Annotated in this window: 21 protein-coding genes; 11 read left to right on the plus strand and 10 right to left on the minus strand. The window is 62.4% G+C overall.

The window, feature by feature from the left end; translation table 11 throughout:
- Positions 1-63 precede the first annotated feature (63 nt).
- A complete protein-coding gene (locus tag AC4GYV_RS07535) occupies positions 64-2145 on the plus strand; it encodes a TIR domain-containing protein (RefSeq protein ID WP_491100033.1) in 2082 nt (693 codons plus the stop codon).
- Here the strand turns inward: AC4GYV_RS07535 and AC4GYV_RS07540 are convergent.
- Positions 2045-2806, minus strand: a complete 762-nt coding sequence (locus tag AC4GYV_RS07540; RefSeq protein ID WP_491100034.1) for a competence/damage-inducible protein A — start codon at positions 2804-2806, stop codon at positions 2045-2047. The two genes, AC4GYV_RS07535 and AC4GYV_RS07540, sit on opposite strands and share 101 nt — an antisense overlap.
- Before the next feature lie 48 nt (positions 2807-2854).
- Between AC4GYV_RS07540 and map the strand changes: the two genes are divergently transcribed.
- A complete protein-coding gene (gene map, locus AC4GYV_RS07545; RefSeq protein ID WP_491100035.1) occupies positions 2855-3685 on the plus strand; it encodes a type I methionyl aminopeptidase in 831 nt (276 codons plus the stop codon).
- Here map and AC4GYV_RS07550 read toward each other — a convergent pair.
- A complete protein-coding gene (locus AC4GYV_RS07550) occupies positions 3676-4356 on the minus strand; it encodes a hypothetical protein (RefSeq protein WP_491100036.1) in 681 nt (226 codons plus the stop codon). The genes map and AC4GYV_RS07550 overlap by 10 nt on opposite strands.
- 158 nt (positions 4357-4514) lie before the next feature.
- On the opposite strand from AC4GYV_RS07550, the gene AC4GYV_RS07555 reads away from it, so the two are divergent.
- A complete protein-coding gene (locus AC4GYV_RS07555; protein ID WP_491100037.1) occupies positions 4515-4904 on the plus strand; it encodes an acyl-CoA thioesterase in 390 nt (129 codons plus the stop codon).
- Positions 4905-4993: 89 nt separating this feature from the next.
- Entirely contained in the window at positions 4994-5539 is a 546-nt protein-coding gene (locus tag AC4GYV_RS07560) for a lipid-binding SYLF domain-containing protein (RefSeq protein WP_491100038.1), read from the plus strand.
- Between the two features lie 4 nt (positions 5540-5543).
- On the opposite strand, the gene AC4GYV_RS07565 is transcribed toward AC4GYV_RS07560, so the two are convergent.
- Positions 5544-6290 carry a phosphocholine cytidylyltransferase family protein gene (locus AC4GYV_RS07565; RefSeq protein ID WP_491100039.1) on the minus strand — a complete coding sequence of 249 codons (747 nt, stop codon included), beginning with the start codon at positions 6288-6290 and terminating at the stop codon, positions 5544-5546.
- A 74-nt stretch (positions 6291-6364) separates the two neighbouring features.
- Between AC4GYV_RS07565 and AC4GYV_RS07570 the strand changes: the two genes are divergently transcribed.
- Together AC4GYV_RS07570 and AC4GYV_RS07575 are read left to right on the plus strand one after the other, a co-directional pair.
- Positions 6365-6703 (plus strand): P-II family nitrogen regulator, encoded by a 339-nt coding sequence (locus AC4GYV_RS07570; protein WP_491100040.1) that lies wholly within the window; start codon positions 6365-6367, stop codon positions 6701-6703.
- On the plus strand, positions 6704-6919 hold the full coding sequence (locus tag AC4GYV_RS07575) for a transcriptional regulator (protein WP_491100041.1): 216 nt from the start codon (positions 6704-6706) through the stop codon (positions 6917-6919).
- Between the two features lie 6 nt (positions 6920-6925).
- Here the strand turns inward: AC4GYV_RS07575 and AC4GYV_RS07580 are convergent, their stop codons facing one another.
- The gene (locus tag AC4GYV_RS07580; RefSeq protein WP_491100042.1) at positions 6926-7345 is read right to left on the minus strand and encodes an EF-hand domain-containing protein; all 420 of its coding nucleotides are present in this window, start codon (positions 7343-7345) and stop codon (positions 6926-6928) included.
- A gap of 140 nt (positions 7346-7485) precedes the next feature.
- On the opposite strand from AC4GYV_RS07580, the gene hemF reads away from it, so the two are divergent.
- Both hemF and AC4GYV_RS07590 read left to right on the plus strand, forming a co-directional pair.
- On the plus strand, positions 7486-8328 hold the full coding sequence (gene hemF / locus AC4GYV_RS07585; protein ID WP_491100043.1) for an oxygen-dependent coproporphyrinogen oxidase: 843 nt from the start codon (positions 7486-7488) through the stop codon (positions 8326-8328).
- A complete protein-coding gene (locus AC4GYV_RS07590) occupies positions 8325-8939 on the plus strand; it encodes a GNAT family N-acetyltransferase (RefSeq protein ID WP_491100044.1) in 615 nt (204 codons plus the stop codon). Before hemF ends, AC4GYV_RS07590 begins: the two co-directional genes overlap by 4 nt.
- Here the strand turns inward: AC4GYV_RS07590 and AC4GYV_RS07595 are convergent.
- A complete protein-coding gene (locus AC4GYV_RS07595) occupies positions 8885-9706 on the minus strand; it encodes a DUF7847 domain-containing protein (protein ID WP_491100045.1) in 822 nt (273 codons plus the stop codon). The genes AC4GYV_RS07590 and AC4GYV_RS07595 overlap by 55 nt on opposite strands.
- A gap of 101 nt (positions 9707-9807) precedes the next feature.
- Between AC4GYV_RS07595 and lipB the strand changes: the two genes are divergently transcribed.
- The 3 genes from lipB to AC4GYV_RS07610 all read left to right on the plus strand — a co-directional run bounded on the left by lipB (position 9808) and on the right by AC4GYV_RS07610 (position 11289).
- On the plus strand, positions 9808-10470 hold the full coding sequence (gene lipB / locus AC4GYV_RS07600) for a lipoyl(octanoyl) transferase LipB (RefSeq protein ID WP_491100046.1): 663 nt from the start codon (positions 9808-9810) through the stop codon (positions 10468-10470).
- A gap of 85 nt (positions 10471-10555) precedes the next feature.
- The gene (locus AC4GYV_RS07605) at positions 10556-10831 is read left to right on the plus strand and encodes a hypothetical protein (protein WP_491100047.1); all 276 of its coding nucleotides are present in this window, start codon (positions 10556-10558) and stop codon (positions 10829-10831) included.
- Between the two features lie 95 nt (positions 10832-10926).
- Entirely contained in the window at positions 10927-11289 is a 363-nt protein-coding gene (locus AC4GYV_RS07610) for a hypothetical protein (protein ID WP_491100048.1), read from the plus strand.
- Position 11290: 1 nt separating this feature from the next.
- Here the strand turns inward: AC4GYV_RS07610 and queE are convergent, their stop codons facing one another.
- The 5 genes from queE to hslO all read right to left on the minus strand — a co-directional run bounded on the left by queE (position 11291) and on the right by hslO (position 14457).
- The gene (gene queE, locus AC4GYV_RS07615) at positions 11291-11923 is read right to left on the minus strand and encodes a 7-carboxy-7-deazaguanine synthase (RefSeq protein ID WP_491100049.1); all 633 of its coding nucleotides are present in this window, start codon (positions 11921-11923) and stop codon (positions 11291-11293) included.
- On the minus strand, positions 11920-12585 hold the full coding sequence (gene queC, locus AC4GYV_RS07620; protein ID WP_491100050.1) for a 7-cyano-7-deazaguanine synthase QueC: 666 nt from the start codon (positions 12583-12585) through the stop codon (positions 11920-11922). Before queC ends, queE begins: the two co-directional genes overlap by 4 nt.
- Entirely contained in the window at positions 12582-12932 is a 351-nt protein-coding gene (locus tag AC4GYV_RS07625; protein WP_491100051.1) for a DUF3147 family protein, read from the minus strand. The genes queC and AC4GYV_RS07625 overlap by 4 nt, the downstream gene beginning before the upstream one ends.
- A 154-nt stretch (positions 12933-13086) precedes the next feature.
- Positions 13087-13503 (minus strand): DUF3617 domain-containing protein, encoded by a 417-nt coding sequence (locus AC4GYV_RS07630; RefSeq protein WP_491100052.1) that lies wholly within the window; start codon positions 13501-13503, stop codon positions 13087-13089.
- Positions 13504-13554: 51 nt separating this feature from the next.
- Positions 13555-14457 carry an Hsp33 family molecular chaperone HslO gene (hslO, locus tag AC4GYV_RS07635; RefSeq protein WP_491100053.1) on the minus strand — a complete coding sequence of 301 codons (903 nt, stop codon included), beginning with the start codon at positions 14455-14457 and terminating at the stop codon, positions 13555-13557.
- Between the last annotated feature and the right edge of the window lie 16 nt (positions 14458-14473).

The raw sequence follows: 14473 nt of genomic DNA on the forward strand, positions 1-14473 counted from the left end.
CTCTCCCCCCGCCTATCGCCCCCGCACCTTTCCGGATAATGGAACCGGAGCTGAAACGAGCGGGTGCCCGGCTTGCCTCAAGTTTTCGTTTCCTACGCGAGACCTGACAAAAGACGGGTGACTAAGCTCGTGACTGCGCTCCGCAGTGCAGGATTCGACGTCTGGTGGGATGACGATATCCCGGCTGGCGCGAGCTGGGAGCAGACGATCGAGAAGGCCCTCGCAGACGCCGAGGCGGTAGTCGTGGGCTGGTCCCCCACTTCGGTTGCCAGCGAAAATGTCCGTTCCGAGGCCCGAGTAGCCCGCACCCGCGGCCGGCTCGTCCAAGTCTTCCTCGAACCTTGTGAGCCGCCACTCTTCTTCGGAGAAAGGCAGGGCATCGATCTCAGCGGGTGGAGTGGCTCGGTCCGTGACCTCTCCTTTCTGCGTGTCAGGGACGCCCTGCGGGAGGTGATCTCCTCTGAGCCGACGGAAAGTGTTCGTCCGGCAACGGCCAAGCTCGTCCGCGTTCAGCCCAGGACCATCGCCGTCGGATTGGCCTTGTTAGCGGTCCTCCTCGCCGCGGGATGGTGGTGGACCCGCTCACCGGCCGAGGCGGCGAGCCGCGTTGCCGTCCAACCCATCAAGGCCATTGGCGGCAGCTCGGCCATCGGGGACGGCCTCACGGACCAGATCAGGACGGCGCTGAACGATAGCCACATTCCATCGGTCAGCGCAGGCGACAGTGACAGCCTGGAAGGAGCCAATGCTGACCGCCAAATCAAGAATCTGGGTGTCGGCTACACGCTGGACGGCACGATTGAGACTTCCGGCAAAACGCTCCTGGCGCGACTGCATCTCGACGATCGCATTCGGCATGCGAGCCTTTGGAGCTATCAGGCGAGCGGCCCGTCGGATCAACCAGCCCAACTCAACTACCAGGTCGCACGCTCCGTCGCCGGGGTAATTAGCTGCGCCTATCGGGCCCTCGGCCCAGGCGGCCTCACGGACACTGAGTTGCTCTCGCGCTATCTTCGCGTGTGCGACCTCTTCGTGAACCATGACGATGCGCAGGATGCCAAGTCTACGTTCGAGTTGCTGGACGATCTGCGGCTGATCACCAGCAAGGCGCCAAACTTCGCGCCCGCCCATTCGGACCTTGCAAAATTCTCGGCCTATCTCGCGCCGCTCATGACGCCGGATCAGGCCGCGAGTGCCCGTGCAGAATCCGAACGAGAGTCGAAGCGAGCTCTGGAGTTGGACCCGCAATCATCGGATGCATGGCTGGCGCGGGCGATGGCGCTTCCACCCACCCAATGGGCGCAGCGTGAGGAGCTCCTGCGCAAGGCCGTGTCGGTCAATCCGAAGTGGCCTCACAGCAACGGCTTCCTCGCGATGTTCCTCACGGAAACCGGACGGATGAGGGAAGCGGCCATCTACGCCCAGCGCGCCGCCGCAGCAGACCTGCAGATCGATTGGACGCCGGCCGGCTCGGCCCTCGCTTGTGACGGCGGTGCGACGGACTCCGTCATCGCCGATTTACGGCAGCGCTTGTCGGTCTCTCCGGACGATGCGAATCTGACTTGGGCGCTCAGGACGTGCCTGCTGGAAGCCGGTCAGATCAACGAAGCGCGTTTGCTCGAAAAGCCGGTTCCACCCGGCACAGTCAGCACTGATGCGCTCCGTCAGGCGGTGGAAAAGGCGCTGATTTCGGGAACCGCCGAGGACCGCAACAAAGCCAAACAGATCGCGGCGAAGCTGCCGACCAACAATCCGATCGTGATCCCATTCATCATCGAGATGCTGGCCTCTATCGGAGACACCGACGGCGCATTCAGACTCGCCCAGGGTTTCAAGCCTGGATATCCGATGACGGGGATCACGAACTTCCTATTCTTCCCGCAAACGAAATCGATGCGCAACGATCCCCGCTTCCCGGCGCTGATACAGCGCTACGGCCTCGCCGATTTTTGGCGCTCGACCGGCCGCTGGCCCGACTATTGCACCCGTGGGAATCTTTCCGCTTGCTCGCGGGGCATCGCAGCAACCGCGAGCCCCGCAACGGCTAAATCCCGCCTTCAACCGGTTCGAAGCCAGCAGCGCGAAGGCGCACCGCCAAGTCCTCCCCCGTCTCCCGCGCCACCTCCACAAACTCCGAACGGATGACGAAGTTTGCGCCGTAGCGACCGTCCTTGAAAAAGGGATAGCTGCCAATCGCGGCGCCCGGATGCGCCGCTTCGGTCTCCCGAAGAAGATCGGCGACATCGCTCTCGGGAGCTCGCGCGCCGATCGTCACCGATAAAACGGGACGTCCGCCCTCCAGCCTACCGGTCAGGCCCTCGAGCATGCTCGCTGCAATGTGGGGCACACCGGCCAGGATGAAGACGTTTTCAATCCGGACGCCTGGTGCACCCGAAGTCGGGTTTTCGATCAGTTCCGCACCCTCCGGCACTCGAGCCATGCGCAGGCGCGCGTCGGTCAGTCCGCCTGGCCGGTCGCGGTAATAGTCCTCGAGGATGGCGCGCGCCTTTGGATGAACGATGACGGGAACGCCGAACGCGACGGCTATCGCGTCCACCGTGATATCGTCGTGCGTCGGGCCAATACCGCCCGTCGTAAACACATAATCGTGTTGGCCACGCACCGCGTTGACCGTCTCGGCGATGCGCTCCGTTACGTCCGGTACGATCCGAACCTCCGCCAATCGGATGCCTTGCTCGTTCAGCCAAGTGGCGACTTGGGCGACATTCTTGTCCTGAGTCCGCCCCGACAGGATCTCGTCGCCGATCACCACGAGAGCCGCAGTCCAGGTTTTTGATACATCCACCACGCGGCCTCCGGTGACTTTGAGCGCCCGAATGCATATCTTGGCGCGATGACTCAATACATCACCGTCTCTCCGGACGACCGGCTCGAAGCCCGCAATGGCGTCATTAAGCTGCACGGCCCCGAAGCGTTTGAGGGCATGCGCCGTGCCGGAAGGCTTGCCGCGGAAATCCTAGATGCGCTCGCCCCGCACGTGGTGCCCGGCGTTTTGACGCAGGAGCTGGACGAGATCGTCTATCGCATGACGCTCGAAGGCGGAGGTGTTCCAGCGACCCTCGGCTATCGCGGCTACACGAAAAGCTGCTGCATCTCGGTGAACCATGTCGTTTGCCACGGCATTCCAGGCGATCGCGCGCTGAAGGACGGCGACATCGTCAACATCGACGTCACGCCGATCGTCGGCGGCTGGCATGGCGACACCAGCCGCATGTACCTGGTCGGCGACGTCGGCATCAAACCGCGCAAGCTGGTCGACGTGACCTACGAATGCCTGATGCTCGGACTAGAGCAAGCCAAGCCCGGCAATCATCTCGGCGACATTGCCAATGCCATTCAGCGGCATGCTGAAGGCCAGCGCTACAGCGTGGTCCGAGACTTCTGCGGCCATGGCGTTGGACGCCTGTTCCACGACAGCCCGGAAGTCATTCACGCTGGCCGTCCCGGCACTGGGCCAGAGCTCAAGCCGGGCATGATTTTCACCGTCGAGCCGATGATCAACATCGGCCGCCCCGACGTGAAGGTCCTCGACGATGGCTGGACCGCCGTGACCCGCGACCGCTCTTTGTCGGCGCAGTTCGAGCATTCGATCGGCATCACCGACGATGGCTGCGAGATCTTCACGAAGAGCCCCAAGGGGCTGGACCGCCCTCCTTACGCCTGAGCCGGTATCGCTCTGCGGCGGTTGAACAGCAGGCCTACGACCAAACCGAAAAGGGTGTTCGAGACTGTCACTTCGATGCCGTGGTAGAAGCGAATGTCGGCTGGCATGTACGGATTTTCCGGAAGCAGCGGAGCGATCCCGCCGATGATCGCGTAGATCAACGCAAGCACCAGCGGCGCGCTCCGCAGTCCGCTCTTGAGCAGCGGATAGACCGCACCGACGAAGATCAAGCCGCGAACCACCTGCATGCCGGCCACGGCATATCCCGGCGGGAGCGCATGACCCGAATAGAAGTGCGAGACGTAGGGGAATACGACCAAGCCTGCGCTCCAGTAGAGCAGCTCGTAAGCGATCACGACGGCGAGGAGGCTAACAGGCGTGAATCCTCCGGGCTCGATCGGCGCTTCGGCCCCTTCCTTGATTCTGCCGGCGAGCAGGACGGCAAGCGGCGACAGAACAGCGAAGATGATGAAGGCGGGAACGGCTGCGGCAACAACTTCCCGCAAGGTGAGCACCTGGAAGAACAACGCCTCCAGCAGGTTGTTGGCGGAGCCGACGACGAAGCCGGCCAGGAACAGCATCAGGATGAGGCGCCACCCGGTCGCGGCGGATGCTCGCGCGACAATCCACAGCACTGCTAAATTCAGTAGCAGATAGAGGCCGACCATCATTGGCTTTCTCCTGCCTTAAGAGGCGCGACGCGTATTACCGTATTATGATATTAACACGCCATGGTCCGGATCGGAACAAAATTCCTGATCAGGCCTTATTGACACACCTGTAAGCGAGTGAGAGGCTCGACTGGCTTTATCTAAAGAAATCCGAGGCCATGTTCCGCCACCCCGTTGCGATCGAACCGGCAGACATCGACCACATGGGCCATGTGAATAATGCCGTGTACCTGAAATGGGTGCAGGATGCGGTAGTCGACTATTGGCGAAGCGTCGCTCCACCTGATGCCGTCGCCCGCCACCTCTGGGTCGCGCTCAAGCATGAGATTTCCTACCGCAAGCCGACCTTCCTGACCGACAATGTCGTCGCTGAGGTCATCGCCGAGAAGGTCGATGGCGCCCGAGCATATTTTACGACAGTTGTGCGCCGCGGACAGGACGTTCTGAGCGAGGTCAGGAGCTGCTGGTGCTGCCTCGATGCGGTGACCCAGCGCCCTGCCCGCCTGGCGCGAGACATAGCCAGCCGCTTCCTCCCGCCCGAAGCCTGAGCGTCGACAAACGTCAGTCGAATCCCTGATGGTTGAAGCGGGTCTCGTCAGCCATTCCGTCGAGGCACAGCTTCGAAGGGGATGGGATGATGCACACGGTTAGAGGTTGGCTCATCGCACTGAGCCTCATTCTTGTGGGTTTCTCAGAAGCGGCTTTCGCCGCAACGGCTGCCGAGTTGAACGCCAGCGGCAAAGCGGCCCTGAGTCAGCTCTATGCCAAGTCGGACCGCGCGCGCCGCTATTCCCGGGACGCGCGAGCGATCCTCGTGTTTCCAAAGATCGTGAAAGCCGGTTTCGTGATCGGGGGCCAAGGCGGAGAAGGCGTCCTCTTCGAACGCGGCAGGCCAGTGGGCTACTATAAGATTGGCGCCGGGTCTTTCGGACTACAGGCCGGCGCGCAGTCGTTCAGCTACGCCTTATTCTTCATGAACGACAAAGCGCTGAACTATCTCAAGAAGAGCGATGGATGGGCGATCGGTTCGGGACCGAGCGTGGTGGTGGTCGACAAAGGTGCGGCGATGAGCACGACGTCAACGACCCTCGCGAACGACGTCTACGCCTTCCCCTTCGGCCAAAAGGGGCTGATGGCGGGCCTGGGTCTCGAAGGATCGAAGATCACGCCGATCCGGAGATAAGGACTCAGGCCGCGGCCTTGTCCCTTTCATCCCAGCGGGCGGTAAGCTCGCGTGCGGCCTCTACATCCTGCGGGAAGTCGACTTCACCCCACTCTTCGCCTTTGATGTCCAGCGTCCAGACATCGGCGCCCTGGGCGATGTGATTGATCACACGAAGGTACCAAATGGTCGTTCCCTCGGGCGTGCGCATTGCCCGCTCGATCGCTTCGCGGAATTGCTCAGCTCCGCCCGACCGGAATGCGAGTAGGCCGATCGACTCTGCGTTGACCGTGTCCAGCGCGAGCCGCTTGCCGATCGCCTTCAGCTTCCCTCCTTCTTCGACGACCTTCATGTCGTCGTCGTCGTACGAGTCCTTGCGGTCGATGGTCACGCAGATGCCGGATTGGTCATTGCCAACCACCCGCCGCATCAACCCCCGCGATACCAAAGTATCGCCGTTCCAGACGAGGCAATCGCTTATCAATTCCTCGCGAGCCATGAAGAGCGAGCCGGTGTTGTCAGCGACCTTGAAGAAGGGATTGAAGATCGTTCGGACATTCGGGCCACCGCTACGCCGAGCCACCGCCTGCCGGACCAGCTCATCGTGGAAGCCCGTGACAACGACAGCTTCATGAACGCCATTGGCCTCCAACGTATCGAGCTGACGGTCGAGCAGGCTGCGTCCGTTAAAGTCGATCAGGCACTTGGGGCGATCGTCGACCAGATGGCCGAGACGGGATCCCTGGCCGGCAGAAAGAATGATTGCCTTCATCTTGGGCGCGCACCTGCCTTCCAAATGCGGCGGCGATTGGGCATTAGGCCCGAAGAACCGCTAGCGAGGGCCGCGTGAAGAAAATCGAGGCGATCATCAAGCCGTTCAAGCTGGACGACGTCAAAGACGCGCTCCACGACGTCGGCGTGTCGGGCATAACCGTCACCGAAGTGAAGGGCTTCGGCCGTCAGAAAGGCCATACGGAGCTCTACCGCGGTGCCGAATATGTCATCGACTTCCTGCCCAAGGTGAAGGTCGAGGTCGTGGTCGAGGACAGTCTCGCCGACAATGTCATCGAAGCCATTGAAAACGCCGCCCGCACCGGCCGCATCGGCGACGGCAAGATCTTCGTGCTCGATGTGGAGCAAGCGATTCGGATCCGAACCGGCGACCGCGGAGTCGACGCGATCTAGATGACCGATACCCGCGAAATGCTGGCTTCGATGTCGCCCGACGAACTGCGCTCCGCAATGCGTAGCCTCGGCTACCGGACCCAGAACGACCTTGCCACCGCTATCGGCGTATCGCGTTCAGCGGTCAGTCTCTGGCTCGAAGGCAAGGTCGGTGTCCCCCGCCCCGTCGCAATGCTGTTGAGGATGCTCGTCGCGGCGCAGCGCCGCGTTTACTGACGCCGCTTACCTGCTAGGAGGCGCCGGCTGCTGCGGAGCCTGAGCAGCGCGCTCGGCCTTCAGCGCCGCACGAGCCTGCTGACGCTCCGCGCCGGTTACGGTGCCATCGTGGTTGATATCGTCTCGGTCGAACCGCGCGAGCTGCTGAGACTCGAACTGCTGGAGTGTCAGCGACTGCGCTGAACCGAACACGCGGTCGACCATCCTTTGCGCGCGATCTCCGCCAAACTGTGCTGCTGCCTGATCGGCCTCTTGCCGCGTCACCACGCCGTCGTGATTGAGATCGAAGCGCTGAAACATGCTCTCGGCCATCGCCTGCGCCTGCTGGCGGGTCATATCCTGCATCCAGCCGCCGCGATCTTGCGCGAACGCCTGGCTTGAAACGACGGTTGCGCCGAGTGCGACGCTGACAAGCAACTTCTTCATGCCTGCTTGATCCTCGAATTCGTGGCCCCTGCGAGACGCGGAACTGGCGGTCGACCGCTTAACCGCAGCTGTATTCACAGATTAAATCTAGGTCATACGGCGGGTTGCGTCGGCTCGCCTGTGATCGCAATGACGCGGCCATGCAGGCCCTCGACGACCAACAGCAAGCCGCCCGTAATTGGTTCGAATCCCTTCGCGACCGCGTCTGCTACGCCTTCGAGGAGATCGAGCGAGAGGCGGGCTCCGACGCGAGCTTCACCTACACGCCCTGGGACCGGACCGATCATAGCGGAGAGGCGGGCGGCGGCGGAGTCCGCGGCCAGATGACTGGCAAGGTATTCGAAAAGGTCGGGGTCAACGTCTCAACCGTGGGCGGACAATTCGCGCCGGAATTCGCCAAGAGCATTCCAGGCGCCGATGAAGACCCCAGCTTCTTCGCCACGGGCATCAGCCTTGTCGCGCACATGGCGAATCCACATGTGCCCGCAGTTCATATGAACACGCGCTTCCTCACGACGACAAAAAGGTGGTTCGGCGGCGGCGCCGACCTCAACCCGGCGATCCCGAACAAGGAAGACACGGAAGCGTTTCACGCCCGCCTGCGCGCTGCCTGTGCTGCCCACGATCCGACCTTCTATCCGCGCTTCTCGAAGTGGGCTGAGGAATATTTCTGGATTCCTCACCGCAATGTCCCGCGCGGCGTCGGCGGCATTTTCTACGACCATCTAGAAGGTCATTTCGACGCGCATTTCGCGTTCACGCGCGATGTCGGCGAAGCGTTCCTCGACATCTTTCCTCAGATCGTCCGCAAACGTCGGGACACGCGCTTCGCCGATGAAGATATGGAGCGGCTGCTCGAGTTCCGGGGCCGCTATGTCGAGTTCAACCTGCTCTACGATCGGGGCACATTGTTCGGGCTCAAGACCGGCGGCAATATCGACGCCATCCTGATGAGCCTCCCACCGCTCGCGAGGTGGAAATGAGCTACGATCCGGTCGCCGAGGGCCAGCTCGCTGCAGTCGTCACCTTCCTCGAAATCCGCGAGCGGCCGTTCGTGACCGTTCCGGACTCACCGCTAGCCCTGAAGCACATCGCTGTCCCCGAGCCCGAGCATTATCGCGGGCTATTCCGCCGCGTCGGCGCGCCTTGGCTGTGGTTTTCGCGGCTGATCATGGATGATGCGCACCTCGCATCGATCATCCAGCACCCGAAGGTCGAGCTGTACGCAGTGCAGGATGACGGCGAGCGCGAGGTGGGCATACTCGAGCTCGACTTCCGTGAGCCGCACGAATGCGAACTGGCCTTCATAGGGCTAATCCCCCCTCTGTCTGGGCTCGGTCACGGACGCTGGTTGCTGGCGGAGGCGCTGCATCGTGCCTGGCGTGAGGGCATCACGCGGGTCCACGTCCACACCTGCTCGCTCGACCATCCGGCAGCGTTGAATGCTTATCGGCGCGCCGGCTTCACTCCGTTCAAGCGCGCGATCGAGCGCTTTCCCGACCCGCGTTTGCTAGGCGTCCTGCCGCGCGATTGCGCACCTCAGATCCCCGTAATCGGGAGCCCTGATTCCGTTTCGCCACGACCGGCAAGCTGAACGTAGATCCGGGCGAGCATCACGGCGAGAACCGCGGTCAGGGCCGCGTTGAGGATTGAATGAACCAGCGCCACCACAAGTGCACTGACGGACATGGGCTCGATCGGCCCTAGTGCGAGCCCAACGGCAACACCAACGGACATGCTCACAGCGTAAAGCAGTATCATCGCTCCGATGAAGTATAGCGCGAGGAAGCCCAAAATCCTCCAGGTGTGGCCCGCGGTCAGGTCCCAACTTCGCCTCAGGATTGCGATAGGTCCCACTTGCTCGGCACTCGCCACCGGAGCGCTCATGGCCATGCGCACGCCGACGAATATGACGACCACGACGTAGACGATCACCGCCAAGTAGACCGGCGGCGTCGCCGGCAAGCGGCCGTTAGTGATCTGAACACCCATCGCAGTCAGGACCATCGCGAAGGGGATGGCGAAGATGAACAGGCCGAGGACGACCAGGAAGCCTGCCAGGAAGTAAATCGGCAGACGCCTAAGACCGTGATTGATCGCGTTAGCAACTGTAATCGATGGCCCAAGCGCCAGTTTAATGAGCGCAAGCTGCCCAGCGAGCGCCACCAACGAAGCGATCAGCGCCACGATGCTGACCCACAAAGGTGTCGTTCCGGGCTCCACTCCACGCGGGTTGACGATGCCCGAGACCAACGTCGGAAATGCGACGAGCGCGAGTGCGAGGCTGACGTACAGCTTGCCGTCGCGAGCGAGGATCATCTTGGTCTCGTCCCATGCTCGTGAAATCGACAATCCGCGCATCTAAACCCCTTTACCCTACGAGCAGCTGTTATGCGTGGGTCCTAACGCCCACGCAATCGTCCTTGCTCCCCCGGCACTGCGACGCCATCTGCAGCCGTAAGATGGAAATCATCGACGACATCGAGTGGCGGGTAAGCGATGCGCCGGTGCCTTACGAAGAGGCACTAGCCTTCATGGAGGCGCGAGCCGCCGCCATTCGCGAGGGCACTGAGCGCGAGTGCGTGTGGCTGCTCGAGCATCCGCCTTTGTTCACTGCGGGCACCAGCGCGGATCCGGCCGAACTGTTCAATCCGATGTCGTTTCCCGTCTACGACGCCGGGCGCGGGGGGCGGTACACGTATCATGGACCGGGCCAGCGGGTGGGTTATGTGATGATCGACCTCGAAAAGCGCGGAAAGGACATCCGCCGTTTCGTCAATCGGCTCGAAGGCTGGATGATCGACACGTTGGCCGAGTTCGATGTGTCCGCTCACCGCGCTCCCGGGCGCATCGGAATCTGGGTTGGAGAAGGTCCCGGCGAGGCAAAAATTGGTGCGCTTGGCGTCCGCGTAAAGCGCTGGGTTACACTTCACGGTTTTGCGCTGAACGTGTCGCCGGAGCTGTCGCATTTCGGCGGCATCGTTCCCTGCGGCATAGCCGAATTTGGCGTCACCAGCCTCGAAACGCTTGGGAAACAAATTCCCATGATGCGAGTTGATGGCGCCTTGAAGCGCAATTTCTCTGCGTTTCTCAATGGCTTGGAACGCCCGTGCAAAGTCTCTTGATGAAGCCGAGCGCTTCAGACTATTGTCCGCGCGATTTGCGAAGCGGGTTTCCCGCCCGCAGATCGCAATAATTAGGGAGTCTTGAATGCGTGCTCTTATCCTGGTCGCTGGTGCGGCCCTGGCGGTTGCTGCTTGCAGCAGCAAGGACAACGCCAACAACACCATGAACGTCGACGAGAACCTCGCCACGACGGACATGAATGCGACAACCGACCTCAACGCTACCACTGACATGAACGCCACCGACGCGAACATGTCGATGAACGCTGCTGACGCCGCCAACAGCGCTGCGACTGCCGCGAACAGCGCTGCGGACGCCGCCAACAGCGCCGCTGCTGCGACGACCAACAACGCGATGTAATTCGACGCCTCCGCAAGGAGGCGTTGGCGTTTGGAGAGGCTGCCGGTTATTCCGGCAGCCTCTTTTTTTTGCCCGCAGCGATTCCGGAGTTCCAAATGCGCCTGTCTCTTCTCGCCGCCGCCCTCGCAACTACGCTGTCGCTTGCCGCGTGCCGCAATAACGATCAGCACGACAACACCACGAACGTCGACGAGAACCTGACGGCGGAGAGCATCGTCTCCAACGACGTCACGGCGATCGACGCGGTCACCGGCGATGCCGCCAACATGGCGGCCGATGTGAACTACACCGAGATGCCGAATGAGCTCGACAACGAGGTGGGCGGCAACGCTTCTGCGCCAACGGCGTCCAAGCCGCGCCCCAAGCCCGCCCCCGCGTCATCCAAGCCACGGTCACAGGCGCCGGCGACGACCAACACCTCAGCACCCGCGGCCGCGACCACGAACGGGACCGAATAGCCTAGGGCAGCCCCACCAGCTTGTGCGACTGGAGCGAGAGCCGCCACCGAGGCCGCTCCATCGCCAATCGTATCGCCGCCTGCACGGCGGATTCGCGCTGCTCGCAGTCCATTGGTTGGACGAGAAAATGGTCGAACGCCCAGCTTTCCAGCTCCGCAGGCTCGATTTCCGGCTGAGGCCAGACCAGCTTTAGCTCGTCTCCCTGGCGTTGCACGACGTTGGTGCCGGCCTTCGGGCTGATACACAGCCAGTCGATGCCGGGTGTTGCCTGCAGCGTACCGTTACTCTCCACCGCAACGCGGAAGCTGCGAGCGTGCAGAGCGTCGATTAGGCGCTCATCAAGCTGCAGCATCGGCTCTCCACCGGTAATCACCACCAGGCGGTGCTCGTCACTTCCGTCCCACATCCTCTCGACATGCCCAGCAAGGTCGTCCGCGCCGCGAAACTTGCCCCCACCCTCGCCATCAGTGCCGACGAAGTCTGTGTCGCAGAAACGGCAGTCCGCCGTCGCGCGATCCTGCTCGCGGCCAGACCACAAGTTGCAGCCCGCAAACCGCAGAAACACGGCGCGGCTACCGGACTGAACGCCCTCGCCCTGGAGGGTCAGGAAACATTCCTTGACGGCGTAGGTCATGCGTAGACCGTCGGATCCTCGAGGCCCGCATCGGCAAAGCCTTTGGCGCGCAGCCGGCATGCGTCGCACTCACCGCAAGCGCGGCCGTCCGGCGCAGGATCGTAGCAGCTGTGGCTAAGCCCGGCATCCAGTCCGAGCCGCTGGGCTTCGCGCGCAATGTCGGCCTTAGTGAGGTGAAGCAGCGGCGTATGGATATTGAAGCCCTCACCCTCGACGCCTGCCTTTGTCGCGACGTTGGCGAGCCGCTGGAATTCCTCGACGAACTCGGGCCGGCAGTCCGGGTAGCCTGAATAGTCGAGCGCGTTGACGCCGATGAAGATGTCGCGCGCGTTGCTGGCCTCCGCCAGCCCAAGAGCGAGGCTCAGGAAGATCGTGTTGCGGGCCGGAACGTAGGTAACTGGGATGCCCTCACCCACGCCATCTTTCGGGACATCGATGTCGCTGGTCAGCGCTGAGCCGCCGAATGCGCGCAGATCGAGCGGGAGCACGATATGCTTGTCGGCAAGACGCGACGCCACTGCTCGAGCCGCATCGAGCTCAACACGATGCCGCTGCCCATAATCGATCGTGAGTGCGACCACCGTGAAGCCAGCTTCACGCGCCAGGCCAGCGCAAACCATCGAGTCGAGACCGCCCGAAAGAAGGACGACAGCGCTTTTCAAATCTTGATCCCCAGGCGAGGCGCCATCCAGAACCACAGTGTATAGAGGGCCAGCGTGCCCACGATGCTCGCCGCGAGGCTGGGCCAGAATCCGATGCCCGACCGCAGCAGCGCCGGAAGCGCCAGGAACATCGGCAGCGAAGGCAAGATGAACCAGAAGGTGCTCGAAGACAGCTCTGCGACGCGCTGGGGATCATGGACATCCCGCCATAGCCAGATCATCGCCAGCAGCGAGGTCAACGGCAGGGACGCGAGCAGCCCGCCCCAGCCCGGATAGCGCCGGGCTACCTCGGACACAGCGGCGACGATCGCGCCGGACAGTGCTGCTTTCACGAACAAATAGAACATGGCGGCGATCTAGGCTGTCGAACTGCCAGATGAAAGAAGGGCCGCCCATCCGGAGAGGGGCGGCCCAAGGTATCGGACATCTCTGCCCGATTGGGAGGAAAGCGTGCCGAATCCGGCACGACTCCTCTTTACAATGAGATGGTTAAACGTCGCCTTAATGGCCAGGAGCCGGGCCCGCGCCCGGGCAATCTCCGACGCGACGTGCCTGCAGGACATAGTTGAACGGCGCCTGGTTCGAGATGCCCTGAGTTTCAATTCGGAGAGACCGGGGCGTCACCATGTCCATCTGACTCCGCCCAAATCCGGCCGAGCCGCAGCTATATTCCATCAGGCTCGAGCGAGCGCTGTTGCTGATGATCCTGAGCTTGCACGGCTTCCCGCGGTGCTCGAACTCCGCGAGGGTCGCGAGGTTGGTGACGCACTGCCGAACGGGCGCTTTCGCCCCCGGCGCGCCGCTGATTTCCCACAGGCCGGCCTGGGTCTGCGAGAGCCCCGTAGGCTGGGCAGCGATCAGCATCGACGCGCCGCCGACCATCGCTCCCGCAAATGCCAGGAATTTCCACCGAGCCATAATCCGCGCCTTTTAGCAGAGCTCGTTAACGGTCCGAAATTAAAAGAAAGGTTACGCGATCTTATCGGGCTCAATTGCGAAGCTTGATGAGCAGAAGGCGCAATCCACGCGGATCAAGCCATCGTCTCCGATCATGTCTGCTCGCTCGTCCTCCGGAAAGCGTGCGATGACCGATCGTACGTAGTCGGGGTCGCAACGGCAACCGCGGCTGAGTCGCACGGACTCTAGTGTCCTGACCTCATCCTCTTCGTGGAAAAGACGCCAGATCAGGTCATCCAGCGGGAGCTGTGGGTCAGTGAGTTCCTCTACCTTCACCGATCCACCGATGATCGCAATGTGCGGCCAGTCGGGATGATCGAGGCGGGTATGCAGGCGCTCGCGCCCTTCCTCGCCTTCCGGCAGGTGCTGGAGCAGCAGGCCTCCAGTGAACCAATGCCCATCGCGCTTTGCCACCGCGAGCCGAACGAGGCTGGGGATCTGCTCGGACTGCGCGAAATAGCTCTGTGCCGCTTCTGCAAGATTCTTGCCCTCCAGCGGCACGATTCCCTGGTAGCGTTCGTTGGCGGCCGGCTGATCGAACGTGATCGCCAGATAGCCCTTCCCAAAGAGTTCCTGCAGCGTGGGCGCCTCTGACGCGGCCTCGGCTTTCTCTCGATCGTGGCGCACGTAACCGCGCAGCTCACCGCCGAGATAATCGCAGACGAGCAAGTCGATGATGCCACCCTCCGTCTGCGCCTGCAGCGTCAGCTGGCCCTGCGGCTCCTTAAGCAGCGAGCCGAGGAGCGCCGTCAGCGTCAGCGCCTCTGCAAGCAACTTCTCGATCGCCGCCGGATACTCGTGGGCAGCAAGGATCGAATCGACGACGGGGCCGAGACGGACGATGCGCCCCCGCGCATTGCGAGACGGGATGGCGACGCCAAGGACGACGTCTGTACTAAGCTCGGTTGTGGGCATGGACGGAAGATAGGGT

Source organism: Sphingomonas sp. SP4 (assembly GCF_058313375.1).

Bases quoted from the DNA above. Each gene is read 5' to 3' on its own strand.
- AC4GYV_RS07605 (WP_491100047.1), top strand. From the start codon at position 10,556: ATGCGTGCTCTTATCCTGGTCGCTGGTGCGGCCCTGGCGGTTGCTGCT.
- map (WP_491100035.1), top strand. From the start codon at position 2,855: ATGACTCAATACATCACCGTCTCTCCGGACGACCGGCTCGAAGCCCGC.
- lipB (WP_491100046.1), top strand. From the start codon at position 9,808: ATGGAAATCATCGACGACATCGAGTGGCGGGTAAGCGATGCGCCGGTG.
- AC4GYV_RS07560 (WP_491100038.1), top strand. From the start codon at position 4,994: ATGCACACGGTTAGAGGTTGGCTCATCGCACTGAGCCTCATTCTTGTG.
- AC4GYV_RS07575 (WP_491100041.1), top strand. From the start codon at position 6,704: ATGACCGATACCCGCGAAATGCTGGCTTCGATGTCGCCCGACGAACTG.
- AC4GYV_RS07550 (WP_491100036.1), bottom strand. From the start codon at position 4,356: ATGATGGTCGGCCTCTATCTGCTACTGAATTTAGCAGTGCTGTGGATT.
- AC4GYV_RS07580 (WP_491100042.1), bottom strand. From the start codon at position 7,345: ATGAAGAAGTTGCTTGTCAGCGTCGCACTCGGCGCAACCGTCGTTTCA.
- AC4GYV_RS07565 (WP_491100039.1), bottom strand. From the start codon at position 6,290: ATGAAGGCAATCATTCTTTCTGCCGGCCAGGGATCCCGTCTCGGCCAT.
- queE (WP_491100049.1), bottom strand. From the start codon at position 11,923: ATGACCTACGCCGTCAAGGAATGTTTCCTGACCCTCCAGGGCGAGGGC.
- AC4GYV_RS07590 (WP_491100044.1), top strand. From the start codon at position 8,325: ATGAGCTACGATCCGGTCGCCGAGGGCCAGCTCGCTGCAGTCGTCACC.
- AC4GYV_RS07610 (WP_491100048.1), top strand. From the start codon at position 10,927: ATGCGCCTGTCTCTTCTCGCCGCCGCCCTCGCAACTACGCTGTCGCTT.
- hemF (WP_491100043.1), top strand. From the start codon at position 7,486: ATGCAGGCCCTCGACGACCAACAGCAAGCCGCCCGTAATTGGTTCGAA.
- AC4GYV_RS07625 (WP_491100051.1), bottom strand. From the start codon at position 12,932: ATGTTCTATTTGTTCGTGAAAGCAGCACTGTCCGGCGCGATCGTCGCC.
- AC4GYV_RS07630 (WP_491100052.1), bottom strand. From the start codon at position 13,503: ATGGCTCGGTGGAAATTCCTGGCATTTGCGGGAGCGATGGTCGGCGGC.
- hslO (WP_491100053.1), bottom strand. From the start codon at position 14,457: ATGCCCACAACCGAGCTTAGTACAGACGTCGTCCTTGGCGTCGCCATC.
- AC4GYV_RS07595 (WP_491100045.1), bottom strand. From the start codon at position 9,706: ATGCGCGGATTGTCGATTTCACGAGCATGGGACGAGACCAAGATGATC.
- AC4GYV_RS07555 (WP_491100037.1), top strand. From the start codon at position 4,515: ATGTTCCGCCACCCCGTTGCGATCGAACCGGCAGACATCGACCACATG.